The sequence below is a fragment of the Flavobacterium sp. genome, from assembly GCF_035292545.1.
GTDB lineage: Bacteria > Bacteroidota > Bacteroidia > Flavobacteriales > Flavobacteriaceae > Flavobacterium.
Genome location: NZ_DATDPV010000062.1, coordinates 16,735 through 34,579, shown reverse-complemented (window position 1 = coordinate 34,579; position 17,845 = coordinate 16,735). Strand labels below are relative to the sequence as shown.

Below are 17,845 nucleotides of genomic sequence, written 5' to 3'. Positions count from 1 at the left end.
GATGGAAGCGGCATCCTTTTTCTGGCTTCTTTAGCCAGGAAAAGATACAGCGGACAGCAGGAATAGCTTCAAATCTTAAAACAGATTTTAGTTAAACAAAAATATCATTTTTTGTTGAAAGGAAAAACCTTTAGTATTTATATCTTTGCGGTAAATAAAATTTATATGAGTTTAGGGAAATATCTTAGCAGTCGTGTGTTTTTTGTGCAGATTCTTATTGTTTTGGCAATTATGGCCGTTTTGGTTTATCTGTTTATGCATTGGCTGACTTTTACGACCGATCACGGACATGAAATTACGGTTCCGGATTTGAGTAAATTGAGTGAAGAGCAGGTGGAGGAGAAGCTGGATGACTTAAATTTAGACTATGTGCTTTTGGACAGCGTAGATTATAAAAAGGATTATCCGAAACATAGTGTGGTAGAGCAAGATCCTATTGCGGGTGAGAAAGTAAAGGAAAACAGAAAAATTTATATCAAGATTAATTCTTCGGGTTTTACCCTGATCAGAATGCCTAATCTGGTGGAAAAAACATACCGTCAAGCGGTACCAACTTTAAAATCACTGGGATTGGAAGAAGGGGAGATTACCTATAAGCCTTATCTTGGAAAAGACATGGTTTTGGAAATGAGATATAATGGAAAAAAATTGAATCCTGGCGATAAAATCTTCAAATCATCCAAAATTGATTTGGTGCTTGGAGATGGAAAAATAGGATTTGATGAAGCAGAATTAGACAGTTTAGATACGAATATACCGAATGAGCAATAATCAGAATACTGAAGTAGAAGAGATAGAAGACGAATTATTCGAACATTTTAGATTTGATGTTCCCAAAGGGCAATTGCTTTTGAGAATTGACAAATTTTTGATGAATTTAATTCCAAATGCAACGAGAAATAAAATTCAGAATGCAGCAACGGCTGGCGATATTTATGTGAATGATCTTCCTGTAAGGTCTAATTATAAAGTAAAACCATTTGATGTGGTTCGTATAATGCTGACGCATCCGCCATTTGAAAACCGCGTGGATCCAGAGAATATTCCGTTGGATATTGTTTATGAAGACGATGCACTTTTGTTGATTAACAAACCGGCAGGATTGGTGGTTCATCCCGGACACGGGAATTATACGGGAACTCTGGTGAATGCTTTGGCGTATCATTTTGAGAATTTACCGATGAACAGCAGTGAACGACCGGGTTTGGTTCACAGAATTGATAAAGATACTACGGGACTTTTGGTAATTGCTAAAACCGAAGCGGCGATGACGCATTTGGCAAAGCAATTTGAAGCCAAAACTTCTGAAAGAGAATATGTGGCGTTGGTTTGGGGAACGATGAAAGAAGACCAAGGGACTATTGAAGGCAACATTGCCCGACACGTAAAAGACCGCATGCAAATGTCGGTTTTTGACGATCCGGAAATAGGAAAACCTGCCGTGACACATTATAAAGTGTTGGAACGATTTGGATATGTAACTTTGGTTTCCTGTATTCTTGAAACCGGAAGAACGCACCAAATCCGTGTTCACATGAAACATATTGGCCATCCGATTTTTAATGACGAACGTTATGGGGGAAATTTGATTCTCAAAGGAACCACGTTTACGAAATACAAACAATTTATTGATAACTGTTTTAAAGCATTACCACGTCAGGCTTTACACGCCAAAACTTTAGGTTTTATTCACCCGACGACGGGAGAGATGATGCGTTTTGATACCGAATTGCCACAGGATATGCAGGATTGTATTGAAAAATGGAGAAATTATTCGAAATCGCATAACAGCGATGTAGAAGAAGAAAATTAAAAAAAGCCCCGATTGGGGCTTTTTTTATGGGTTTTTATTTTGTGATGGCAGATTCGAAGATGAAGGAAGAAATGATGTAGGCAGAACTTCATTATTTTCATTCAAAACATTATTTTCAAAAAATCAGAAATATAATTGTAATGGCCATTATAAGAATAGAATATAAATTAAGTGACCTTATATTAAACTTTTCTCGAACCAAAAGGATAAAGGATAATATTGGCAGAATAAGTAACATGATTAGTGTCGGAAGCCACAGAAGTTCAAAAACCGCACCAACTAAAACAAAATGATATGCATTTATAAGCCGTCCAAACCAACAGAATCCAGAGGCAAGCAGACTGAGGAAAAAAACTAATTTATTTGTTCTTGAATTTATAAATACCATTAAATTATCATTCCTAAAGATTAATTCGTTTTATGTCTAATGCTTTGCTAAAAATAGCCAATTGAAGTTAAGTATAATAAGTTTTAAGTCAATATTGTTGGTGTTCATCCAAATATTCCATTTTGTATAGATGAAAGTCTTTTGCCCAGTAGTCTTCAACGGTTTCAATTAATCTAAAACCATGTTTTTCATAGAATTTATAGACCAATTGCGAGGTACGGACGGTTATTGTTTTTAGGTCCTTAAATTCTTTCAGCTTTTCAATACGATATTGCAATAGCTTACTTCCTAATGATTGGCCTTGATAGTCTGGATGAAAAATATCCCAGCTTATTTTTCCGTTTGTTTCATCGCCTGAAAAATTAAACCCGCCACAGCCAACAATTCTATCGTCTGATTCAAGGACAAAGTAATATTCTATTTCATGGTCTAAATAATAAATTAAGTCTTTTTCTTCTTCCGGTGAAAAATACTCCGGCGTATTTAATTTTAATAAATTTAATACCGCAGTTTTGTCTTTGTCAAAATATTCTCGGATTAATACTTTGGCGTTCATTTATTTATTTTTTTTCGTTTTCGTCGTGATTTACCATCCAGTTAATTCCAAACTTGTCGGTAAACATTCCAAAGTATGCACCCCAAAAAGTTTTACTTAGTGGCATTGTTACTTTTCCACCTGCGGAAAGGCCATTAAATAATTTGTCAGCTTCCTCTTTGCTTGCTGCATCGATAGAAATTGAAAAATTGTTTCCAACAGTGGTTACTTGTCCAAATGATTCAGAACTATCACTACCCATTAGTATGGTTTCGCTACTGATTGGCAATGAAACGTGCATGATTTTTTCGCCATCTTCCGCCGAAATTTCTTTACCGCCTTCCATTGGAGGCATCTCTTTAAATCTTCCGATATAGGGAAATTCGCCACCAAATACTGATTTGTAAAAATTGAATGCGTCTTCGCAATTGCCGTTAAAGGTTAAATAAGGATTTACTTTTGCCATTGTTATTGTATTTTTAATTGTTTGAATAAATAGTTTAATTTTTCTGCAATCTCTATAAATTTAAAAAGTCCTCGGTAAACATTTGTAATTAAATTCGTATTTTCAAATGTAATCAATTTTCTCAATTTTAAAATCGAAATGACGTATTTTACTATACAATAAAATGAAGCAGAAAAGCCCCGAGTTGGAGCTTTTTTGCAGGCAAATGCTTTAGTGATTCTTTATCAAGTGACAAATTAAAATTTACATCTCAAATTGCTATTTCACTATAATCTTGCCAAGTAGTGTTAATATTTGAATTGGTTTTCGGTCTTTTGACTTTCAGCCAACATCTTTACATTTTCCAGCGCTTTTGGAAATTTTTCATTAAAAAAGTCAGTAAACTCATCGGCAGCATCCATTTCAACTTTCAGTGATGTGGTTCCTTCTTTCTCTTCGAGTAAGTAATTCTCCATGGCGCCGGTCCATTTTTTTGTTTCTTCATTAATCGGCAGTTCCTGACCATCTTTTACTTCACCTAAATGTTTGAAGGACATCAGGGTGTTTGGTACGCTTTTTTCAATTTTGCTATACATACCGTCACCTTTCTCAGAAAGAAATAATACTTTACTTCCTTCTTTCCAATCCGTAACTGCTTTTGAACCAGGACTAAAAACACTGGTCCATTTTTGGTAGTTTGGATCTTTCCAAAGCGCTTCCCATACTTTTTCTTTGGGTGCGTTGATGTTAACTGTAAATTCTAATTTTTTCATTGTGATTGTAATTAAGGTTAATTTAATAGCTTATTTGTAAATCCTTATCCAGAAGAACATTTATTTTTTTGTATTCAATTTTCATATAATTGTAATCTGTTTTTAATAATGTTTAATTCATTTTGTAAATCATCTATTTTTTGCAACAGATTAAAAACTACGTCAATTCCTTCAATATTGATATCTAAATCCCGATGTATTCTTAATATTTTTTCAATTTCAAAGATATGATTCTCATGTATGTATTGAGATTCTTCAATAGTTTTGATTTCTATCAATCCCATTTCACTTAAATTAGAAAAGAATGACAATTCCACTTGATATTGGGTGGTTAATGTATGGACGGGTATGAAATTTTCGAAGCTCATGACTTTCTTAACTTAGCAAGTTCGGTAAATAATTCCATTTCTTTTTCAGAAAGGTCGGTAGGTATTTTTATCTGATAGGTAATGTATAAATCACCAAATTCGCCTTCTTTTTTATAAACAGGAAAGCCTTTTCCTTTTAGTTTTACTTTTGTGCCATTTTGGGTCCCCGGTTTTACGTTTAGTTTCGCTTTTCCGTCAAAAGTGTTTACTGTGATATCCCCGCCTAATAGGGCGCTGTATAAGTCTAAATCTACTGTTGTGTATAAATTGTGTTTGTCGAGCTTAAAATTAGTGTGGTTTTCAATGAAGAACGTGATGTATAAATCTCCTTTTGGACCACCGCCGGATCCTTCACCTCCATGTCCGCTGATTTTTATGACCTGACCATTTTCGACTCCCGCCGGAATGGTAAGCCTGATGTTTTTACCATTGACTGTTAAGGTGCGTTTGTGGGTGGTGTATACGTCTTTCAAATCAAGATGCAGTTCGGCATTATAATCCTGACCTTTAAATTGTGTAGTACGGCCTCTCCCAGTTGCGGAACGGCCACCAAACATGGATTCAAAAAAATCTGAATAATCTCCGCCACCGCCAAACCCACCAAATCCATCTTGTTGACCGCCTCGGTGATGTTGGCGTTGCTGTTTTGATTTTTCAAATTCCTCGGCGTGCTTCCAGTCTTCTCCGTATTGATCGTATTTTTTGCGATTCTCGGCATTGCTCAATACCTCATTGGCTTCATTAATTTCCTTGAATTTTTTTTCGGCTTCTTTGTCATTGGGATTTAAGTCGGGATGGTATTTTCGGGCAGCTTTTCGGTACGCTTTTTTTATCTCGGCATCCGTTGCGTTTTTATCAAGTTCTAATATTTTATAATAATCTATAAATGCCATTTTACATCATTTTTCTAATTTCAGCTATACTATTGTTTTTTTTGAAAAGGATTCTCTTTTTTTAGATGGGCATTGGCTCTGCGTCTTTAATTTTTAAATCCTGTTTCTTTTTCAGGTCAATCAGGAAAGTCTTGTATTCTTTAAATTCCTGGTCACTCGGATTAATCTGAAGCACGAAATTTATTTTTCCTAACAGATGTTCCAAATAATTGGCTTGTCTTAAGTTTTCATGTTTGCGATGTTCTTCGATTCCAAACTTTTTAATGTAATATAACGATTGTCTTAATTGATTACGTTTGTTAAATACGACCTGTGGTTTTTCATTTACAACGATGCTGGTCACGGTTTGTCGTCTGTCAGGTGTCATCAGTTTGGTTTTACTTTTATTGATGCGAAGCTTTAAACTCTCAACGATTTCAGTTACTTTTTTCAACAGTTCTTTTTCGTCAAAATCGCCCGAAAAACTCAAATCATCAGCATAACGGGTATATCTGATTTTTTTTTGTTTGCAAAAATCAGAAATGATGGCATCGGCGGAATTAAAAAACAGATTGGATAAATACGGACTCGTTGGCGCACCTTGAGGCAAAGCACCCTCTTTACAGCAGAGTTTAGCAAGCATATTCGATAATGCACTGGAATAGCCTAAATGATGGAATATTTTTTCAATGGCTTCCACTTTAATTGATGGAAAGAAATTTTCTAAATCCAGAGTGAATACTTTGGGTTGGTTTCTATGAAATTTTAAGTTTTCTAAGAGACTTACTTTGGGTTTGTATGCTTTGGCGAAAGCACTCACGGGCACTTTGTAAAGGATATTTTTAAGAATCCAAAGCTGTATTTCTTTCAAGCTGGGAAGCGGCTCAGATAGGAGTCGTTTTTTGCCGCTTTTTTTTAATATTTCGAAGTTGCGATAAAAATAATTTGTGTGGAAAATGGCTTTATTGAGGTATTCTTTTTTGTAACCCACCAATTCAGACAGATGGGAAGTATTGTAAATAACAGGAACATGATTTGAAAACAAAACCTTAGCATAATCCAGACAACGTTGGATATTCTGTTCCGTATAGCCTTTTTTTAAAGCTTCTTTTGTAAACGCGATGCTGTATTTTTCAAAGTCCATAATACTGAAATCATTAATGGAGTGGGGACTTTTGTGTCCCTCACCCCAATTAGGAATACGGGTTTAAAAGGTTCGGAGCTCTGCGGAGAGACTTTTAAACCCAGTGCTTGAAAGAGCATTCAATTACAGAACAGTGACTCACGGCTCCGTTGTCAGCCGAAGCTAACACAGTTCATTGTGAAAAGATCAGAAGTTTAACTCGTTTTGACTTGGTACAAAAACCACTTTCTTGTCTAATTTCGGAATTTTACTTTTTACATCCTTTTCAATCCAATCCTTTTTATCTTGTTTTTTTATTTTAATATTATACATTTTTTTAAATCAGTTATTTTTTTAAATTTTATTTAGCAATACATTCATTGTTAATGAATTATATAATATAAATGAACTATAAATTTACAAAAATTATAACTTAAATTGTTATAATTGATTTAAAATATTTACAAACAATTTCGTCAAGATACAAATTGAAAAAACATTTTATCGTATATCGATTTACCATTTGAATTTGTATTTTTGAAAACATAAATAAAAGCTATGAAAATCGTTATATCTCCAGCCAAATCCTTGGATTTTGAAACCCCGTTACCCACAGCAAAACATTCGGAAGCTTTATTTCTAAAGGAAGCGAGACAGGTTCATAAAGTTTTAAAACAAAAATCTCCCAATGAATTGTCTGATTTGATGACTATTTCAGAGAAATTAGCCGATTTGAATTGGAAGCGCAATCAGGATTGGAAAACACCTTTTACTCCGGAAAATGCACGTCCCGCTATTTTTGCTTTTGCCGGGGATGTTTACACGGGCCTGGATTCTTATACGATTCCAGCAGAAAAATTAGATAATTTACAAGACCGCTTGCGAATACTTTCGGGTTTATATGGTTTGTTGAAACCTTTGGATTTGATTCAGCCGTATCGCTTGGAAATGGGAACAAAAATGGCTGTTGGTACTCATAAAAATTTATACGAATTCTGGAAACCAACCATAACAAAGGAGCTGAACAAAGAATTAAAGAAAGGCGAATTGTTCGTCAATTTAGCCAGCAATGAATATTTTTCCGCGGTAGATGTTAAAGCGTTAAAAGTTCCTGTTATCACGCCCGAATTCAAAGATTATAAAGACGGAAAATTAAAAATGATCAGTTTCTTCGCCAAAAAAGCAAGAGGAATGATGGTGCGCTATATTATTGATACCAATGCGCAGACCATCGAAGATCTAAAGGGATTCAATTACGAGGGATATCAATATGATGCTAATTTGTCAAAAGGACACAAGTTGGTATTTACCAGATAAGGCTGGTTTTAATTTTGTTGTATACTAAAAAAAAACAGGTTTTTAGTTAGCGTATTCTTCGAAATCTCTAAAAGATTCTCTTGCTAATTTTTTATGATCTTTGGATAGTTCTACCATCGCTTCGACTCCTTTTTTTGCGCATCTTTTTATTTTGACTAGTCGAGAAGAAAATTCCACTAATTTATGAGCGTCTTTTGGATCTAATTTGTGTTTTAATTCTTCAACAAATTCCACGAATTCAGGAAGAATTGAACTGTTTTCCTCATAATCAGATTTTAAATCTTCTAAAAACTCATTAATCTCTTTGCTCATGTCATTAGAGTAATGTTCACTTTTTTTTCTAAACTCCTGAACGATTTTCTTTACATTATTTCCAAATAATCCCATAGCCCTAATATTTTTTAAATTAAGTGTAACTATTTTATCTTCAATCAAATATAAGAAATTATTAAAAATGATTTCAATTTTTTTATTAATGTTTTTAACAAAATTGGATTCTCCCGAAAGTAGCATGATTGCTATTGGTATTAATAAAAAACTCCGAATGTTTTATCCAGAGTTTTTCTAAAATAGATTGGTTTTATGTAATTTATTGCATTGCTTTGGAAAGACCGACTTTGTTTTTCCTTTTTTTAATCATTCAATCAAATGGGATAAAAAATTGAAATAAGATTCCTGGGTTTTTAATTAAAATTTCTAATGAAATCAGGAATAGTTGCTGTTCCTTTTTCTTTTAAATGTTTTACAAAAGCACTGCCTATAATTGCCCCTTTTTGATGTTTTAATGCTTGTAAAAAAGTCTCTTTATTACTTATTCCAAAACCTACAATTTGTGGATTTTTTAGATTCATTTTAGCAATTCGTTCGAAATAATTTTCATGGTTTTCACCAAAAGAACTTTGGCTTCCTGTTACACTGGAACTGCTGACCATATAAATGAATCCATTTGAAATTTTGTCAATTTCCCGAATGCGATTTGCTGAGGTTTGCGGCGTAATCAGTAAAATGTTTTTAAGATTATTTTGCTCAAAAATAGCTTTGTATTCCTGTTCATAAATTGCTGCCGGAAGGTCGGGAATAATCAGTCCGTCAATGCCAATTTCGGCACATTTTTGACAAAAAGCTGCTACGCCAAACTGCAAAATCGGATTGAAATAGCCCATAATAAGCAACGGAATTTGTACGGTTTTCCGAATGTCTTTTAGTTGTTCGAAAAGCAATTTGGTGGTCATTCCGTTTTCCAAAGCTTTTGTAGAGCTCGCCTGAATACTTGGTCCATCGGCCAATGGATCGCTGAAGGGCAAGCCGATTTCAATCATGTCAACACCACTTTTTTCTAAATCCTGAATAATTTCGACAGTATCGTTGAGGTAGGGATATCCAGCCGAAAAGTAGATGGAAAGGATCTTTTTATTTTCTTGTAATTTTTGTTGAATTCGGTTCATTTTTTATGTTTTTTTATTTGCGTTAGGGATAGCAGCGGCATCCTTTTTTGTGGCTTTTTCAGCCGCAAAAAAGATATAGCGGATAGCCCGACCCTTGCGGGAACGCCCAATTATAATTTAAAATAATCTATATAAGTATTCAGGTCTTTGTCGCCGCGACCGGAAAGGTTAATCACCACAATGTCCGTTGGTTTGAATTGTTTTTTGTCTAAAACAGCAAAAGCATGCGCGGTTTCTATAGCAGGAATGATACCTTCCAATTGTGATAGTTTCAAACCCCATTGCATCGCATCATCATCGGTAATCGAGAGGAATTCGGCTCTTTTGGTTTCGTATAAATGGGCGTGTATCGGACCAACTCCGGGATAATCCAGTCCGGCGGAAATGGAATACGGTTCGGTAATCTGACCGTCATCGGATTGCATCAAAAGGGTTTTACTTCCGTGAATAATCCCGATTTTCCCCAACGCTGAGGTTGCGGCACTTTCTCCGGAATGGATGCCTTTTCCGGCTGCTTCGACAGCGATTATTTTGACTTTTTCATCATCTAAAAAATGATAATAAGCACCGGCTGCATTACTTCCACCACCAACACAGGCGATGACATAATCCGGATTTTCACGGCCTTCTTTTTCCAGTAATTGCGATTTAATCTCTTCAGAAATCACGCTTTGAAAACGCGCCACCATATCCGGATAGGGATGAGGCCCCACCACAGAACCAATAATATAATAAGTGTCAGTCGGGTTGTTAATCCAGTCGCGAATGGCTTCGTTTGTGGCCTCTTTCAGGGTTTTGGAGCCTGAGGTTGCGGGACGAACTTCGGCGCCGAGCAGTTTCATTCTAGCGACATTAGGTGCCTGGCGTTTAATGTCGATTTCGCCCATATAAACAATGCATTGTAGTCCCATTAAAGCACAAACCGTTGCGGTTGCCACACCGTGTTGACCCGCTCCGGTTTCGGCAATGATTCGGGTTTTTCCGAGGCGTTTTGCCAATAGAATTTGCCCAATTGTATTATTGACTTTATGCGCTCCGGTATGGCATAAATCTTCTCTTTTGAGATAGATTTTGGTATTGTATTCTTTGGACAATCGCTCAGCAAAATAAAGTGGTGTGGGTCTTCCTACATAGTCTTTCAATAAGGCTGCAAATTCTTTTTGGAAAGAAGGTTCAGCCGTTATTTTGAGATAATTTTGACGCAATTCTTCCACATTAGGATAGAGCATTTCGGGAATATAAGCCCCGCCGAAATTGCCGTAAAATCCTTTTTCGTTAACGTGATAGGTTGTTTTCATAGTATTATTTTTTTCGTAGAGACGCACTGCGGTGCGTCTTTACACTGTTATGATTTTAATTGCATTGATGCAATATTGTGCGTTTTTTAATCCGGGTTCTGTTTCAAATTTGCTGTTGCTGTCGATGGCGTGAATGGACAAATTCAATTTTTTTATTTTCTCGATTTCTTCAATTCCAATGCCGCCGCTTAGGAAAAAGGGTTTGTTTGAAGTATATTTTTTCAATATTTCCCAGTTGAAAGTGGTTCCGTTTCCACCGGGTAATTTTCCTTCGGTATCGAATAAAAAGTAATTACATGCAGATTCAAAAGGTTTAATTACATCAAAACTAAATTCATCATTGACAGAGAATACTTTGATGATTTCAACGGGAACTTGTTGTAGTTTTTTACAAAATTCGGGGGTTTCACTTCCGTGTAATTGAATAATATCTAAATCGTATTTTTCTATTTTAGAAATGACTTCCTCTAAAGTTGCATTTACAAAAACCCCCACTTTTTTGATGCTTTTTGGTAGTTCGGGAATTTCTCCATCAAAATATCTGGATGATTTATCATAGAATATAAAACCTAAGTAATCCGGAAGGAATTGGCTTATTTCCTGAATATTTTCGTAATATTTCATGCCACAGATTTTGAGTTTCATATGCTGAATTTTGAAATAAATGATGAAGCCGCTTGACCGGCATTATCGGTTTTCATGAAGTTTTCACCAATCAGAAATCCTTGATAGCCGTAAGGTCTCAATTCCTTAATAGCTTCAATGGAACTGATACCGCTTTCGGAAACTTTGACAAAGTCATTTGGAATATAAGCCACTAATTCTTTACTGAAATCCAGACTGACTTCGAAGGTTTTTAAGTTGCGGTTGTTCACGCCAATCATATCTAAACTCGGCATAATCGATTTCTGCAATTCTTCGCGATTGTGGACTTCCAGCAAAACTTCCATTGCCAAGGATTGTGCAAATTCTGATAAATGTTTGATTTCTTGCTTTGTCAAAACGGCTGCAATCAGTAAAATAACATCGGCGCCGTGGGCTTTGGCCTCAACAATTTGATATTCATCAATTATGAATTCTTTCCTCAAAAGCGATACATTTACTGAGGCTCTTGCCAAAAGTAAATCGTCCAACGAGCCACCAAAATATTTACTGTCCGTTAAAACCGAAATACCGCAAACTCCTGCATTTTCATAACCTTTTACCACTTCCTCAACAGTAAAATTCTGATTGATAATGGTTTTTGATGGCGAACGGCGTTTGTGCTCCGCAATAATTCCGGAGGTGCTGTTTCTTAAATTTTTACTTAAAGAAATGGTTTTGCTGCCAAATAATACGGAGTTTTCCAATTGAGAAACAGGTATAATCGATTTTTTAAGCTCGACCTCTCGTTTTTTATCGATGATTATTTTGTCTAAAATGGTCATAATTTATAAACTTAATTGTTGTAATTTTTTCAAACTCTCTAATGCTTTTCCACTGTGCAGACTCTCTTTTGCATGCTCAAATCCTTGTTTTGGCGTAAGATGGTTTACGGTGGCAATTGCCATTCCTGCATTGGCACAGACCACGTTATTTTGGGCTTCGGTTCCTTTTCCGGAAATAATATTCAGAAACATTTGCGCCGATTCTTTAATCGTTTTTCCGCCTTGAATTTCGGTTTGTTGTAAAAGTGTTGTTCCAAAATCTTCCGGTTGGAGCATACCTTCCATTGTATTGGAAATGGTTTTGGTACTTCCTGTCAACGAAATTTCATCATAACCGTCTAAACTGTGTAAAATGGTAAAATTGGTGTCGGTATTTTGATATAAATAGGCATACATTCGGGCTAATTCCAGACTAAAAACACCTACCAACTGGTTCTTTGGAAATGACGGATTCACCATGGGACCTAACATATTAAAGAAGGTTTTGACCGCCAGTTCTTTTCGGATGGGCGCCACGTTTTTCATCGCGGGATGGAATAGGGGAGCGTGAAGTACACAAATCCCGGCTTGGTCAATGCATTTCTCCAGAAAATCATTGTCATTGCTGAATGTGATTCCCAAGCTTTCCATTACGTTACTCGAACCTGAGATAGAAGAAACACCATAATTTCCATGTTTCGCCACTTTTATTCCTGCTCCTGCCGTTACAAACGAAGCTAAAGTCGAAATGTTGAACGTGTCTTTTCCGTCGCCGCCGGTTCCGCATAAATCGATGGTGTTGTAGGCGGATAAATCGATGGGAATACACAATTCTAATAATGTTTCGCGAAAACCGGCGAGCTCTTCGATGGTAATGCTTCGCATCATATATACAGTTAAGAAACTGGCGATTTGACTCGGATTATAACTTCCATTGGAAATATGGACCAATACATTTTTGGCTTCCTCTTTTGATAAAGTTTCGTGATGGATGAGTCTCTTTATTATATTTTTCATTTGATTTAAGGCATTAGAAGAGTAAGGCTTCAAGCATTTTTGCTTAAAACCGAATTCAGATTTTACAATAAAATTTTGTTAGTTAGTTATTTATCCAATTTTCTAAAATTTTCTTTCCATCAGGAGTTAACACACTTTCCGGATGAAATTGTACACCTCGAACATCAAAGGTTTTATGTCTAAGTGACATAATTTGACCGTTTTCATCGGTTGACGTAATTTCTAGTACTTTTGGAAAATTTTCCGGATTTACTACCCAGGAATGGTAACGTCCGACTTCGATTTCTTTGGGTAAACCTTCAAATAAATTTTCATCATTTACAGTAATGTCAATTTTTGTGGCTACACCATGATAGACTTTATCCAAATTGATAAGGCTTCCGCCAAAAACTTCTCCAATGGCCTGTTGTCCTAAACAGACGCCGAGAATACTTTTTGTTGAGGCATACGTTTTGATGAGTTCTTTTAATAATCCAGCTTCGTTTGGAATTCCGGGTCCGGGAGAAAGCAAAATTTTATCGAAGTTTTTGATTTCTTCAATATCAAATTCATCGTTGCGGTAAACGGTTACTTCGCAGTTTAAATCCTGGAGATAATGCACTAAATTATAGGTGAAACTATCGTAATTATCTATGACTAATATCTTTTTCATTTTTTATTATATTGAAAGATTAAATGATTGAAAAATTTAAAAATTCTTCCCTGAAACCCTTTATTTTCGAATTATTAAATTGTCTCTGCCAAATCCAATGCTTTATTCAATGCTCCTAATTTATTATATACTTCCTGCATTTCGTTTTCTTCATCGGAACTCGCTACAATTCCGGCTCCGGCTTGGTAATGCAATTGATGGTTTTTACTCAAAAAAGTGCGAATCATAATGGCGTGATTAAAGTTACCATCAAAATCCATAAATCCAATGGCGCCACCATAAAAAGTTCTGTTTGTGTTTTCTATGTTTTCAATGAGTTGCATGGCTTTGTGTTTGGGTGCGCCCGATAAGGTTCCTGCTGGGAACGTATCTGCTACGACTTGCATCGTTGAAGCTTTTTCATGCAAATCGCCTGTTACTTTGGAAACCAAATGAATCACGTGAGAAAAAAACTGTACTTCGCGGTATTTATCAACGGTTACGTTATTGCCGTTTCGACTTAAATCATTTCTCGCTAAATCGACTAACATCACATGTTCGCTATTTTCTTTTGGATCTTCCGAAAGTTGTTTGGCTAAAAGGGCATCTTGTTCGTCATTACCAGTACGTTTAAAAGTCCCGGCTATGGGATGAATTTCGGCTTTTCGATTCTTTACAATCAATTGCGCTTCGGGCGAGGAACCCATGATTTTGAAATTTCCATAATCAAAAAAGAACAAATAAGGAGAAGGATTTATGCTTCGCAAAGCACGGTACACATTGAATTCGTCTCCTTTGAAACCTTGCGTAAATCGTCGGGATAAAACCAATTGAAATACATCACCGCGATGACAATGTTTTTTGGCTAAAGCAACATTGGTTTTAAATTCGTCATCCGATAAATTGGAAATGCTTTTTCCTTCTTTTGAAAAGGGATAAGAAGCAAAATTTCGGGTTTGCAACAATTGTTCTATTTCGGAGATATTGTTTTTATTGTCAATGCTGTGACAAAAAATATACGCTTCATTTTTGAAATGATTGATGGCAATAATATTTTGATAAACGGCATAATAAATATCTGGAATTTGCAAATCATCAGTTTTGTTTTTGATAGTTACTTTTTCAAAATAACGAACGGCATCATACCCAATATACCCAAACAATCCGTTGTTGATGAATTTGAAATCATTGTTCTCTGATTGAAATTGCGATGCAAAATCTTGAAGAATTTCAGGAATCTTAGTCTCTTTTTGAATTGCAATAGTTTCGGAAGTACCATCGGGAAAAGATTTAGAAATGGTTTCATTCTCAATTTTTATCGAGGCTATAGGATTGCAACAGATATAGGAAAAACTATTGTCATTCGCATGATAATCACTACTTTCTAACAACAAACTGTTTGGGAATTTATCGCGGATTTTTAAATAAACACTTACTGGCGTTATCGTGTCGGCAAGGATCTGTTTGTAATGGGTATGTAATTTATATTTTCTCATTTTTCATTTTTTGTTGAGATGCAGTGCATCTTTAGCTTAATTATTCGCATAAAAAAAAGGCTTGTCGTGATTGACAAGCCTTTTTATATATTTTGGTTTTAAAAAATACAATATGAGGATCAGTTCACGACGTTTGACGTAAATTGTTCCACCACCAAGTATTGTTTAAAATTGTGTTCATGTGTTTAAATTCTAAATGCAAATATAGAAATGAAATTTGATTATCTGTATAAAATAATTTAAAAATTAATAGAGCATGTGATTTTGTTTTTAAAAATACAAATTCAGCAATTCGGTTTTTTCAGAAAAATAATAACACATCTAAATCAAATTCATCATAAATGGTACGATCCCCCAAGTCATCGAAAAAACTTCCGGAACCATACTGAATACCATATTTTGTACGATCGATTGCAAATTTTGCGGAAGCGATTCTGCCTTTAACAACCATGTCAAACTTAACAGGGTTGGTCCTGCCTTTTATGGTTAAATCAGCAGTTATGGTATAAGAATTTGGCTTTTTTTCGGCGATAGATTTGAATACTAATTTGGAAGTTTTATGATTATCAACATCAAAAAAATCGCTGGATTTTAAATGCCCTTCCAATTTTGCTTTGTCTTTTCCGGCTTGATCCGTATTAATAAGCGTAGTCATATCAGCAATGAAATTTCCTCCGACTATTTTTTTATTTTTAAAAACTAACGCCCCTTCTTTTAATTTAATAATTCCCTGATGTTGGCCAGTTACCTTTTTTCCAATCCAGGTAATTTTACTCTTCGAAGTATTTATCGGCTTGGTCTGTGCTGAAATTGCAATACTGGTAAATAATACCAATAAAACGGTTAGTATCTTATTCATTGTAATTGATTTTAATAATTAAGACTTGATTTTTCTTCGCTTACTATTCAAAACAGTGTCATTTACTTATAACTATTTTTTGATGGTGATACTGTATTGAGTATTTTGACAAAGTTACAATAAAAACAATTTGAATTTAATTTACAGCCTGATAATGAGCGTATTATTTTTATTTAATTAAAATTTTATTTATTAAAAAATATAAAAACAAAACCCTGATAATTTCTTATCAGGGTTTGTTTATAGAATTTGTTTAGTTTTAATTAGAACAGTAATGCAACGTTTAATTCAAATTCATCAGAGATAGCTTTGTCTCCTAAATTGTCGAAGAAACTGCCTGAACCGTATTTGATATCGTATTTTGTTCTGTCTATTTTTAAAGCGGTAGTTGCTTTATTTCCGTTAACAGTAATATCAAAAGTGATTGGATTTGTTTTTTCTTTAATCATTAAATCTGCAGTAACGGTATATACGTTGTTAGCTTTTGCAGTGATAGTTTTGAAAACTAAAGTCGAAGTTGGGAATTTTTCAGTTCCAAAGAAATCATCAGCTTTTAAATGGCCATCCAATTTTTCTTTTCCTTTTCCCGCTTTCAAATCAGTAGTTGATATAGAAGCCATATTTACGGTGAAATTTCCACCAACTAATTTTTTCTTTTTGAAAACTAAGACACCATCTTGAAGGTTAATTGTACCTTCATGTTGTCCGGTTACTTTTTTTCCAACCCAGTTGATTTCACTTTTTGAAGCATTTACTTTTTTGGTTTGAGCAGTTACTGTTACTGTTCCGAATGCTACTAATAGCGCAATTGCAATTGTTTTTAAATTTTTCATGTTTTAATTTAGTTTAATGTTTATAATTAGAGTGTAATAAATAATTCTTCGTTCGATTTTCTTACTTTTTTATAATGTTGCGTATCATCATCTTCATGACGATAGCCGATGGTTGCAATAACGGATGCATTCAAACCTTTTTCAGTCAGGCCAAGAATTTCGTTGAAAGCAGTTGCATCAAAACCTTCCATTGGTGTAACATCAATTTTTAATTCTGCTGCAGCATTCAATAAATTCCCTAAAGCTAGATAGGTTTGTTTGGATGTCCAGATGTTCTTCAAATCCTGTGCCAAAGGCGTAATTTTAGATTTCATAAAGTCACCATAACCCGAAAGGTTTTCAGCCGGAATACCTCTTGTTTCACTGATATTGTTGATGTAAGTGTCAATTTCAGCATCGCCAATATTGATTTCATTGGCAAAAACAATAAGCTGCGAGGCATCGGTAATTTGACTTTGTCCCCAGGCAAAAGGTTTCAGTTTTTCGCGTAAATCTTCATTTTCAATGATTAAAACTTTATAAGGTTGTAATCCATATGAGGATGAACTTAATCGAATGGCTTCTTTTAATATATTTAAATCTTCGGTTGAGATTTTTTTGGTAGTATCAAATTTTTTGGTGGCGTATCTCCAATTTTGATGGTGAATGAAATTACTCATATTCGTATTTGCTTAATTAATTTGGTGTTTGTTTTTATTGTTTTCTGAATTTCTCCAATAGAACATTCAATTGATCTAATTCCTCCGAATTTAAATTATTTGAAAAAGACAATTCGTGCTCGATTACTTTTGGGTCTAATTCCGATAATAGAGCAAGTCCCTTTTGAGTAATTTGAACTTCCATTTTTCGTCGGTTATCAGGGCAAACTTCACGGGTAACGAAATCTTTCAGTAATAATTTATCAACCAATCGAGTGGTGTTACTGGTTTTGGCTAACATGCGTTCCTGAATTAAACACATATTGGCGGGTTTCCCTTTTTGACCTCTCAGGATTCTCAAAACATTGAACTGTTCTTCGGAAAGATCGTAGGGTTTTAGCAATTCACTGAATTTTTCGGTAATAATATTCTGCGTATACAAAATATTCAACACCGTTTTCTTTGGAATTGCTAAAGGAGAATTTGATTTTATGATATCTTCAATTGTCATAATTGTTATTACAATATTTGTAGGTACAAATGTAACATGTTTTTTATTTGTACCTACAAATGTCGTGTTATTTTTTT

22 protein-coding genes are annotated in these 17,845 nt (G+C 34.9%); 3 read left to right on the top strand and 19 right to left on the bottom strand.

Going from position 1 to position 17,845, the window contains the following annotated elements:
- Positions 1-165: 165 nt before the first annotated feature.
- Both VI621_RS10545 and VI621_RS10540 read left to right on the top strand, forming a co-directional pair.
- The gene (locus VI621_RS10545; protein WP_324218350.1) at positions 166-771 is read left to right on the top strand and encodes a PASTA domain-containing protein; all 606 of its coding nucleotides are present in this window, start codon (positions 166-168) and stop codon (positions 769-771) included.
- Positions 761-1,813 (top strand): RluA family pseudouridine synthase, encoded by a 1,053-nt coding sequence (locus VI621_RS10540; RefSeq protein ID WP_324218349.1) that lies wholly within the window; start codon positions 761-763, stop codon positions 1,811-1,813. The genes VI621_RS10545 and VI621_RS10540 overlap by 11 nt, the downstream gene beginning before the upstream one ends.
- Positions 1,814-2,289: 476 nt before the next feature.
- Here the strand turns inward: VI621_RS10540 and VI621_RS10535 are convergent, their stop codons facing one another.
- The 7 genes from VI621_RS10535 to VI621_RS10505 form a co-directional block, all read right to left on the bottom strand.
- Positions 2,290-2,757 (bottom strand): GNAT family N-acetyltransferase, encoded by a 468-nt coding sequence (locus tag VI621_RS10535; protein ID WP_324218348.1) that lies wholly within the window; start codon positions 2,755-2,757, stop codon positions 2,290-2,292.
- Between the two features lie 4 nt (positions 2,758-2,761).
- Positions 2,762-3,202, bottom strand: a complete 441-nt coding sequence (locus tag VI621_RS10530) for a VOC family protein (protein WP_324218347.1) — start codon at positions 3,200-3,202, stop codon at positions 2,762-2,764.
- Between the two features lie 287 nt (positions 3,203-3,489).
- Positions 3,490-3,954, bottom strand: a complete 465-nt coding sequence (locus VI621_RS10525; RefSeq protein WP_324218346.1) for an SRPBCC domain-containing protein — start codon at positions 3,952-3,954, stop codon at positions 3,490-3,492.
- 74 nt (positions 3,955-4,028) lie between these two features.
- Entirely contained in the window at positions 4,029-4,322 is a 294-nt protein-coding gene (locus VI621_RS10520; RefSeq protein ID WP_324218345.1) for a chaperone modulator CbpM, read from the bottom strand.
- The gene (locus VI621_RS10515; RefSeq protein WP_324218344.1) at positions 4,319-5,215 is read right to left on the bottom strand and encodes a J domain-containing protein; all 897 of its coding nucleotides are present in this window, start codon (positions 5,213-5,215) and stop codon (positions 4,319-4,321) included. Before VI621_RS10515 ends, VI621_RS10520 begins: the two co-directional genes overlap by 4 nt.
- 61 nt (positions 5,216-5,276) lie before the next feature.
- Positions 5,277-6,338 carry a reverse transcriptase family protein gene (locus tag VI621_RS10510; protein WP_324218343.1) on the bottom strand — a complete coding sequence of 354 codons (1,062 nt, stop codon included), beginning with the start codon at positions 6,336-6,338 and terminating at the stop codon, positions 5,277-5,279.
- Between the two features lie 186 nt (positions 6,339-6,524).
- Positions 6,525-6,650, bottom strand: a complete 126-nt coding sequence (locus VI621_RS10505) for a hypothetical protein (protein ID WP_324218342.1) — start codon at positions 6,648-6,650, stop codon at positions 6,525-6,527.
- A gap of 225 nt (positions 6,651-6,875) precedes the next feature.
- Between VI621_RS10505 and yaaA the strand changes: the two genes are divergently transcribed.
- Complete coding sequence (gene yaaA / locus VI621_RS10500) at positions 6,876-7,634, top strand: peroxide stress protein YaaA (protein WP_324218341.1); 759 nt, start codon at positions 6,876-6,878, stop codon at positions 7,632-7,634.
- Between the two features lie 42 nt (positions 7,635-7,676).
- Here the strand turns inward: yaaA and VI621_RS10495 are convergent, their stop codons facing one another.
- The 12 genes from VI621_RS10495 to VI621_RS10440 form a co-directional block, all read right to left on the bottom strand.
- Complete coding sequence (locus VI621_RS10495) at positions 7,677-8,021, bottom strand: hypothetical protein (protein ID WP_324218340.1); 345 nt, start codon at positions 8,019-8,021, stop codon at positions 7,677-7,679.
- A 296-nt stretch (positions 8,022-8,317) separates the two neighbouring features.
- Positions 8,318-9,079: a tryptophan synthase subunit alpha gene (gene trpA / locus VI621_RS10490; protein WP_324218339.1), complete on the bottom strand. Its 762-nt coding sequence runs from the start codon at positions 9,077-9,079 to the stop codon at positions 8,318-8,320.
- 110 nt (positions 9,080-9,189) lie between these two features.
- Positions 9,190-10,377: a tryptophan synthase subunit beta gene (gene trpB / locus VI621_RS10485; RefSeq protein WP_324218338.1), complete on the bottom strand. Its 1,188-nt coding sequence runs from the start codon at positions 10,375-10,377 to the stop codon at positions 9,190-9,192.
- A gap of 39 nt (positions 10,378-10,416) precedes the next feature.
- Positions 10,417-11,022 (bottom strand): phosphoribosylanthranilate isomerase, encoded by a 606-nt coding sequence (locus tag VI621_RS10480; protein WP_324218337.1) that lies wholly within the window; start codon positions 11,020-11,022, stop codon positions 10,417-10,419.
- Complete coding sequence (gene trpC, locus VI621_RS10475) at positions 11,019-11,804, bottom strand: indole-3-glycerol phosphate synthase TrpC (protein ID WP_324218336.1); 786 nt, start codon at positions 11,802-11,804, stop codon at positions 11,019-11,021. The genes VI621_RS10480 and trpC overlap by 4 nt, the downstream gene beginning before the upstream one ends.
- A gap of 3 nt (positions 11,805-11,807) precedes the next feature.
- The gene (gene trpD / locus VI621_RS10470) at positions 11,808-12,800 is read right to left on the bottom strand and encodes an anthranilate phosphoribosyltransferase (RefSeq protein WP_324218335.1); all 993 of its coding nucleotides are present in this window, start codon (positions 12,798-12,800) and stop codon (positions 11,808-11,810) included.
- A gap of 82 nt (positions 12,801-12,882) precedes the next feature.
- On the bottom strand, positions 12,883-13,452 hold the full coding sequence (locus VI621_RS10465) for an aminodeoxychorismate/anthranilate synthase component II (protein ID WP_324218334.1): 570 nt from the start codon (positions 13,450-13,452) through the stop codon (positions 12,883-12,885).
- A 74-nt stretch (positions 13,453-13,526) separates the two neighbouring features.
- On the bottom strand, positions 13,527-14,927 hold the full coding sequence (locus tag VI621_RS10460) for an anthranilate synthase component I family protein (protein ID WP_324218333.1): 1,401 nt from the start codon (positions 14,925-14,927) through the stop codon (positions 13,527-13,529).
- Between the two features lie 301 nt (positions 14,928-15,228).
- Positions 15,229-15,786 (bottom strand): YceI family protein, encoded by a 558-nt coding sequence (locus VI621_RS10455; protein ID WP_324218332.1) that lies wholly within the window; start codon positions 15,784-15,786, stop codon positions 15,229-15,231.
- 263 nt (positions 15,787-16,049) lie between these two features.
- Entirely contained in the window at positions 16,050-16,619 is a 570-nt protein-coding gene (locus VI621_RS10450) for a YceI family protein (protein ID WP_324218331.1), read from the bottom strand.
- A 26-nt stretch (positions 16,620-16,645) separates the two neighbouring features.
- A complete protein-coding gene (locus VI621_RS10445; protein ID WP_324218330.1) occupies positions 16,646-17,278 on the bottom strand; it encodes an NAD(P)H-dependent oxidoreductase in 633 nt (210 codons plus the stop codon).
- Between the two features lie 34 nt (positions 17,279-17,312).
- Complete coding sequence (locus tag VI621_RS10440; RefSeq protein ID WP_324218329.1) at positions 17,313-17,768, bottom strand: MarR family winged helix-turn-helix transcriptional regulator; 456 nt, start codon at positions 17,766-17,768, stop codon at positions 17,313-17,315.
- Between the last annotated feature and the right edge of the window lie 77 nt (positions 17,769-17,845).

Coding starts and splice junctions, on each gene's coding strand:
- VI621_RS10545 (WP_324218350.1), top strand. CDS start 166: ATGAGTTTAGGGAAATATCTTAGCAGTCGTGTGTTTTTTGTGCAGATT.
- VI621_RS10540 (WP_324218349.1), top strand. CDS start 761: ATGAGCAATAATCAGAATACTGAAGTAGAAGAGATAGAAGACGAATTA.
- VI621_RS10535 (WP_324218348.1), bottom strand. CDS start 2,757: ATGAACGCCAAAGTATTAATCCGAGAATATTTTGACAAAGACAAAACT.
- VI621_RS10530 (WP_324218347.1), bottom strand. CDS start 3,202: ATGGCAAAAGTAAATCCTTATTTAACCTTTAACGGCAATTGCGAAGAC.
- VI621_RS10525 (WP_324218346.1), bottom strand. CDS start 3,954: ATGAAAAAATTAGAATTTACAGTTAACATCAACGCACCCAAAGAAAAA.
- VI621_RS10520 (WP_324218345.1), bottom strand. CDS start 4,322: ATGAGCTTCGAAAATTTCATACCCGTCCATACATTAACCACCCAATAT.
- VI621_RS10515 (WP_324218344.1), bottom strand. CDS start 5,215: ATGGCATTTATAGATTATTATAAAATATTAGAACTTGATAAAAACGCA.
- VI621_RS10510 (WP_324218343.1), bottom strand. CDS start 6,338: ATGGACTTTGAAAAATACAGCATCGCGTTTACAAAAGAAGCTTTAAAA.
- VI621_RS10505 (WP_324218342.1), bottom strand. CDS start 6,650: ATGTATAATATTAAAATAAAAAAACAAGATAAAAAGGATTGGATTGAA.
- yaaA (WP_324218341.1), top strand. CDS start 6,876: ATGAAAATCGTTATATCTCCAGCCAAATCCTTGGATTTTGAAACCCCG.
- VI621_RS10495 (WP_324218340.1), bottom strand. CDS start 8,021: ATGGGATTATTTGGAAATAATGTAAAGAAAATCGTTCAGGAGTTTAGA.
- trpA (WP_324218339.1), bottom strand. CDS start 9,079: ATGAACCGAATTCAACAAAAATTACAAGAAAATAAAAAGATCCTTTCC.
- trpB (WP_324218338.1), bottom strand. CDS start 10,377: ATGAAAACAACCTATCACGTTAACGAAAAAGGATTTTACGGCAATTTC.
- VI621_RS10480 (WP_324218337.1), bottom strand. CDS start 11,022: ATGAAACTCAAAATCTGTGGCATGAAATATTACGAAAATATTCAGGAA.
- trpC (WP_324218336.1), bottom strand. CDS start 11,804: ATGACCATTTTAGACAAAATAATCATCGATAAAAAACGAGAGGTCGAG.
- trpD (WP_324218335.1), bottom strand. CDS start 12,800: ATGAAAAATATAATAAAGAGACTCATCCATCACGAAACTTTATCAAAA.
- VI621_RS10465 (WP_324218334.1), bottom strand. CDS start 13,452: ATGAAAAAGATATTAGTCATAGATAATTACGATAGTTTCACCTATAAT.
- VI621_RS10460 (WP_324218333.1), bottom strand. CDS start 14,927: ATGAGAAAATATAAATTACATACCCATTACAAACAGATCCTTGCCGAC.
- VI621_RS10455 (WP_324218332.1), bottom strand. CDS start 15,786: ATGAATAAGATACTAACCGTTTTATTGGTATTATTTACCAGTATTGCA.
- VI621_RS10450 (WP_324218331.1), bottom strand. CDS start 16,619: ATGAAAAATTTAAAAACAATTGCAATTGCGCTATTAGTAGCATTCGGA.
- VI621_RS10445 (WP_324218330.1), bottom strand. CDS start 17,278: ATGAGTAATTTCATTCACCATCAAAATTGGAGATACGCCACCAAAAAA.
- VI621_RS10440 (WP_324218329.1), bottom strand. CDS start 17,768: ATGACAATTGAAGATATCATAAAATCAAATTCTCCTTTAGCAATTCCA.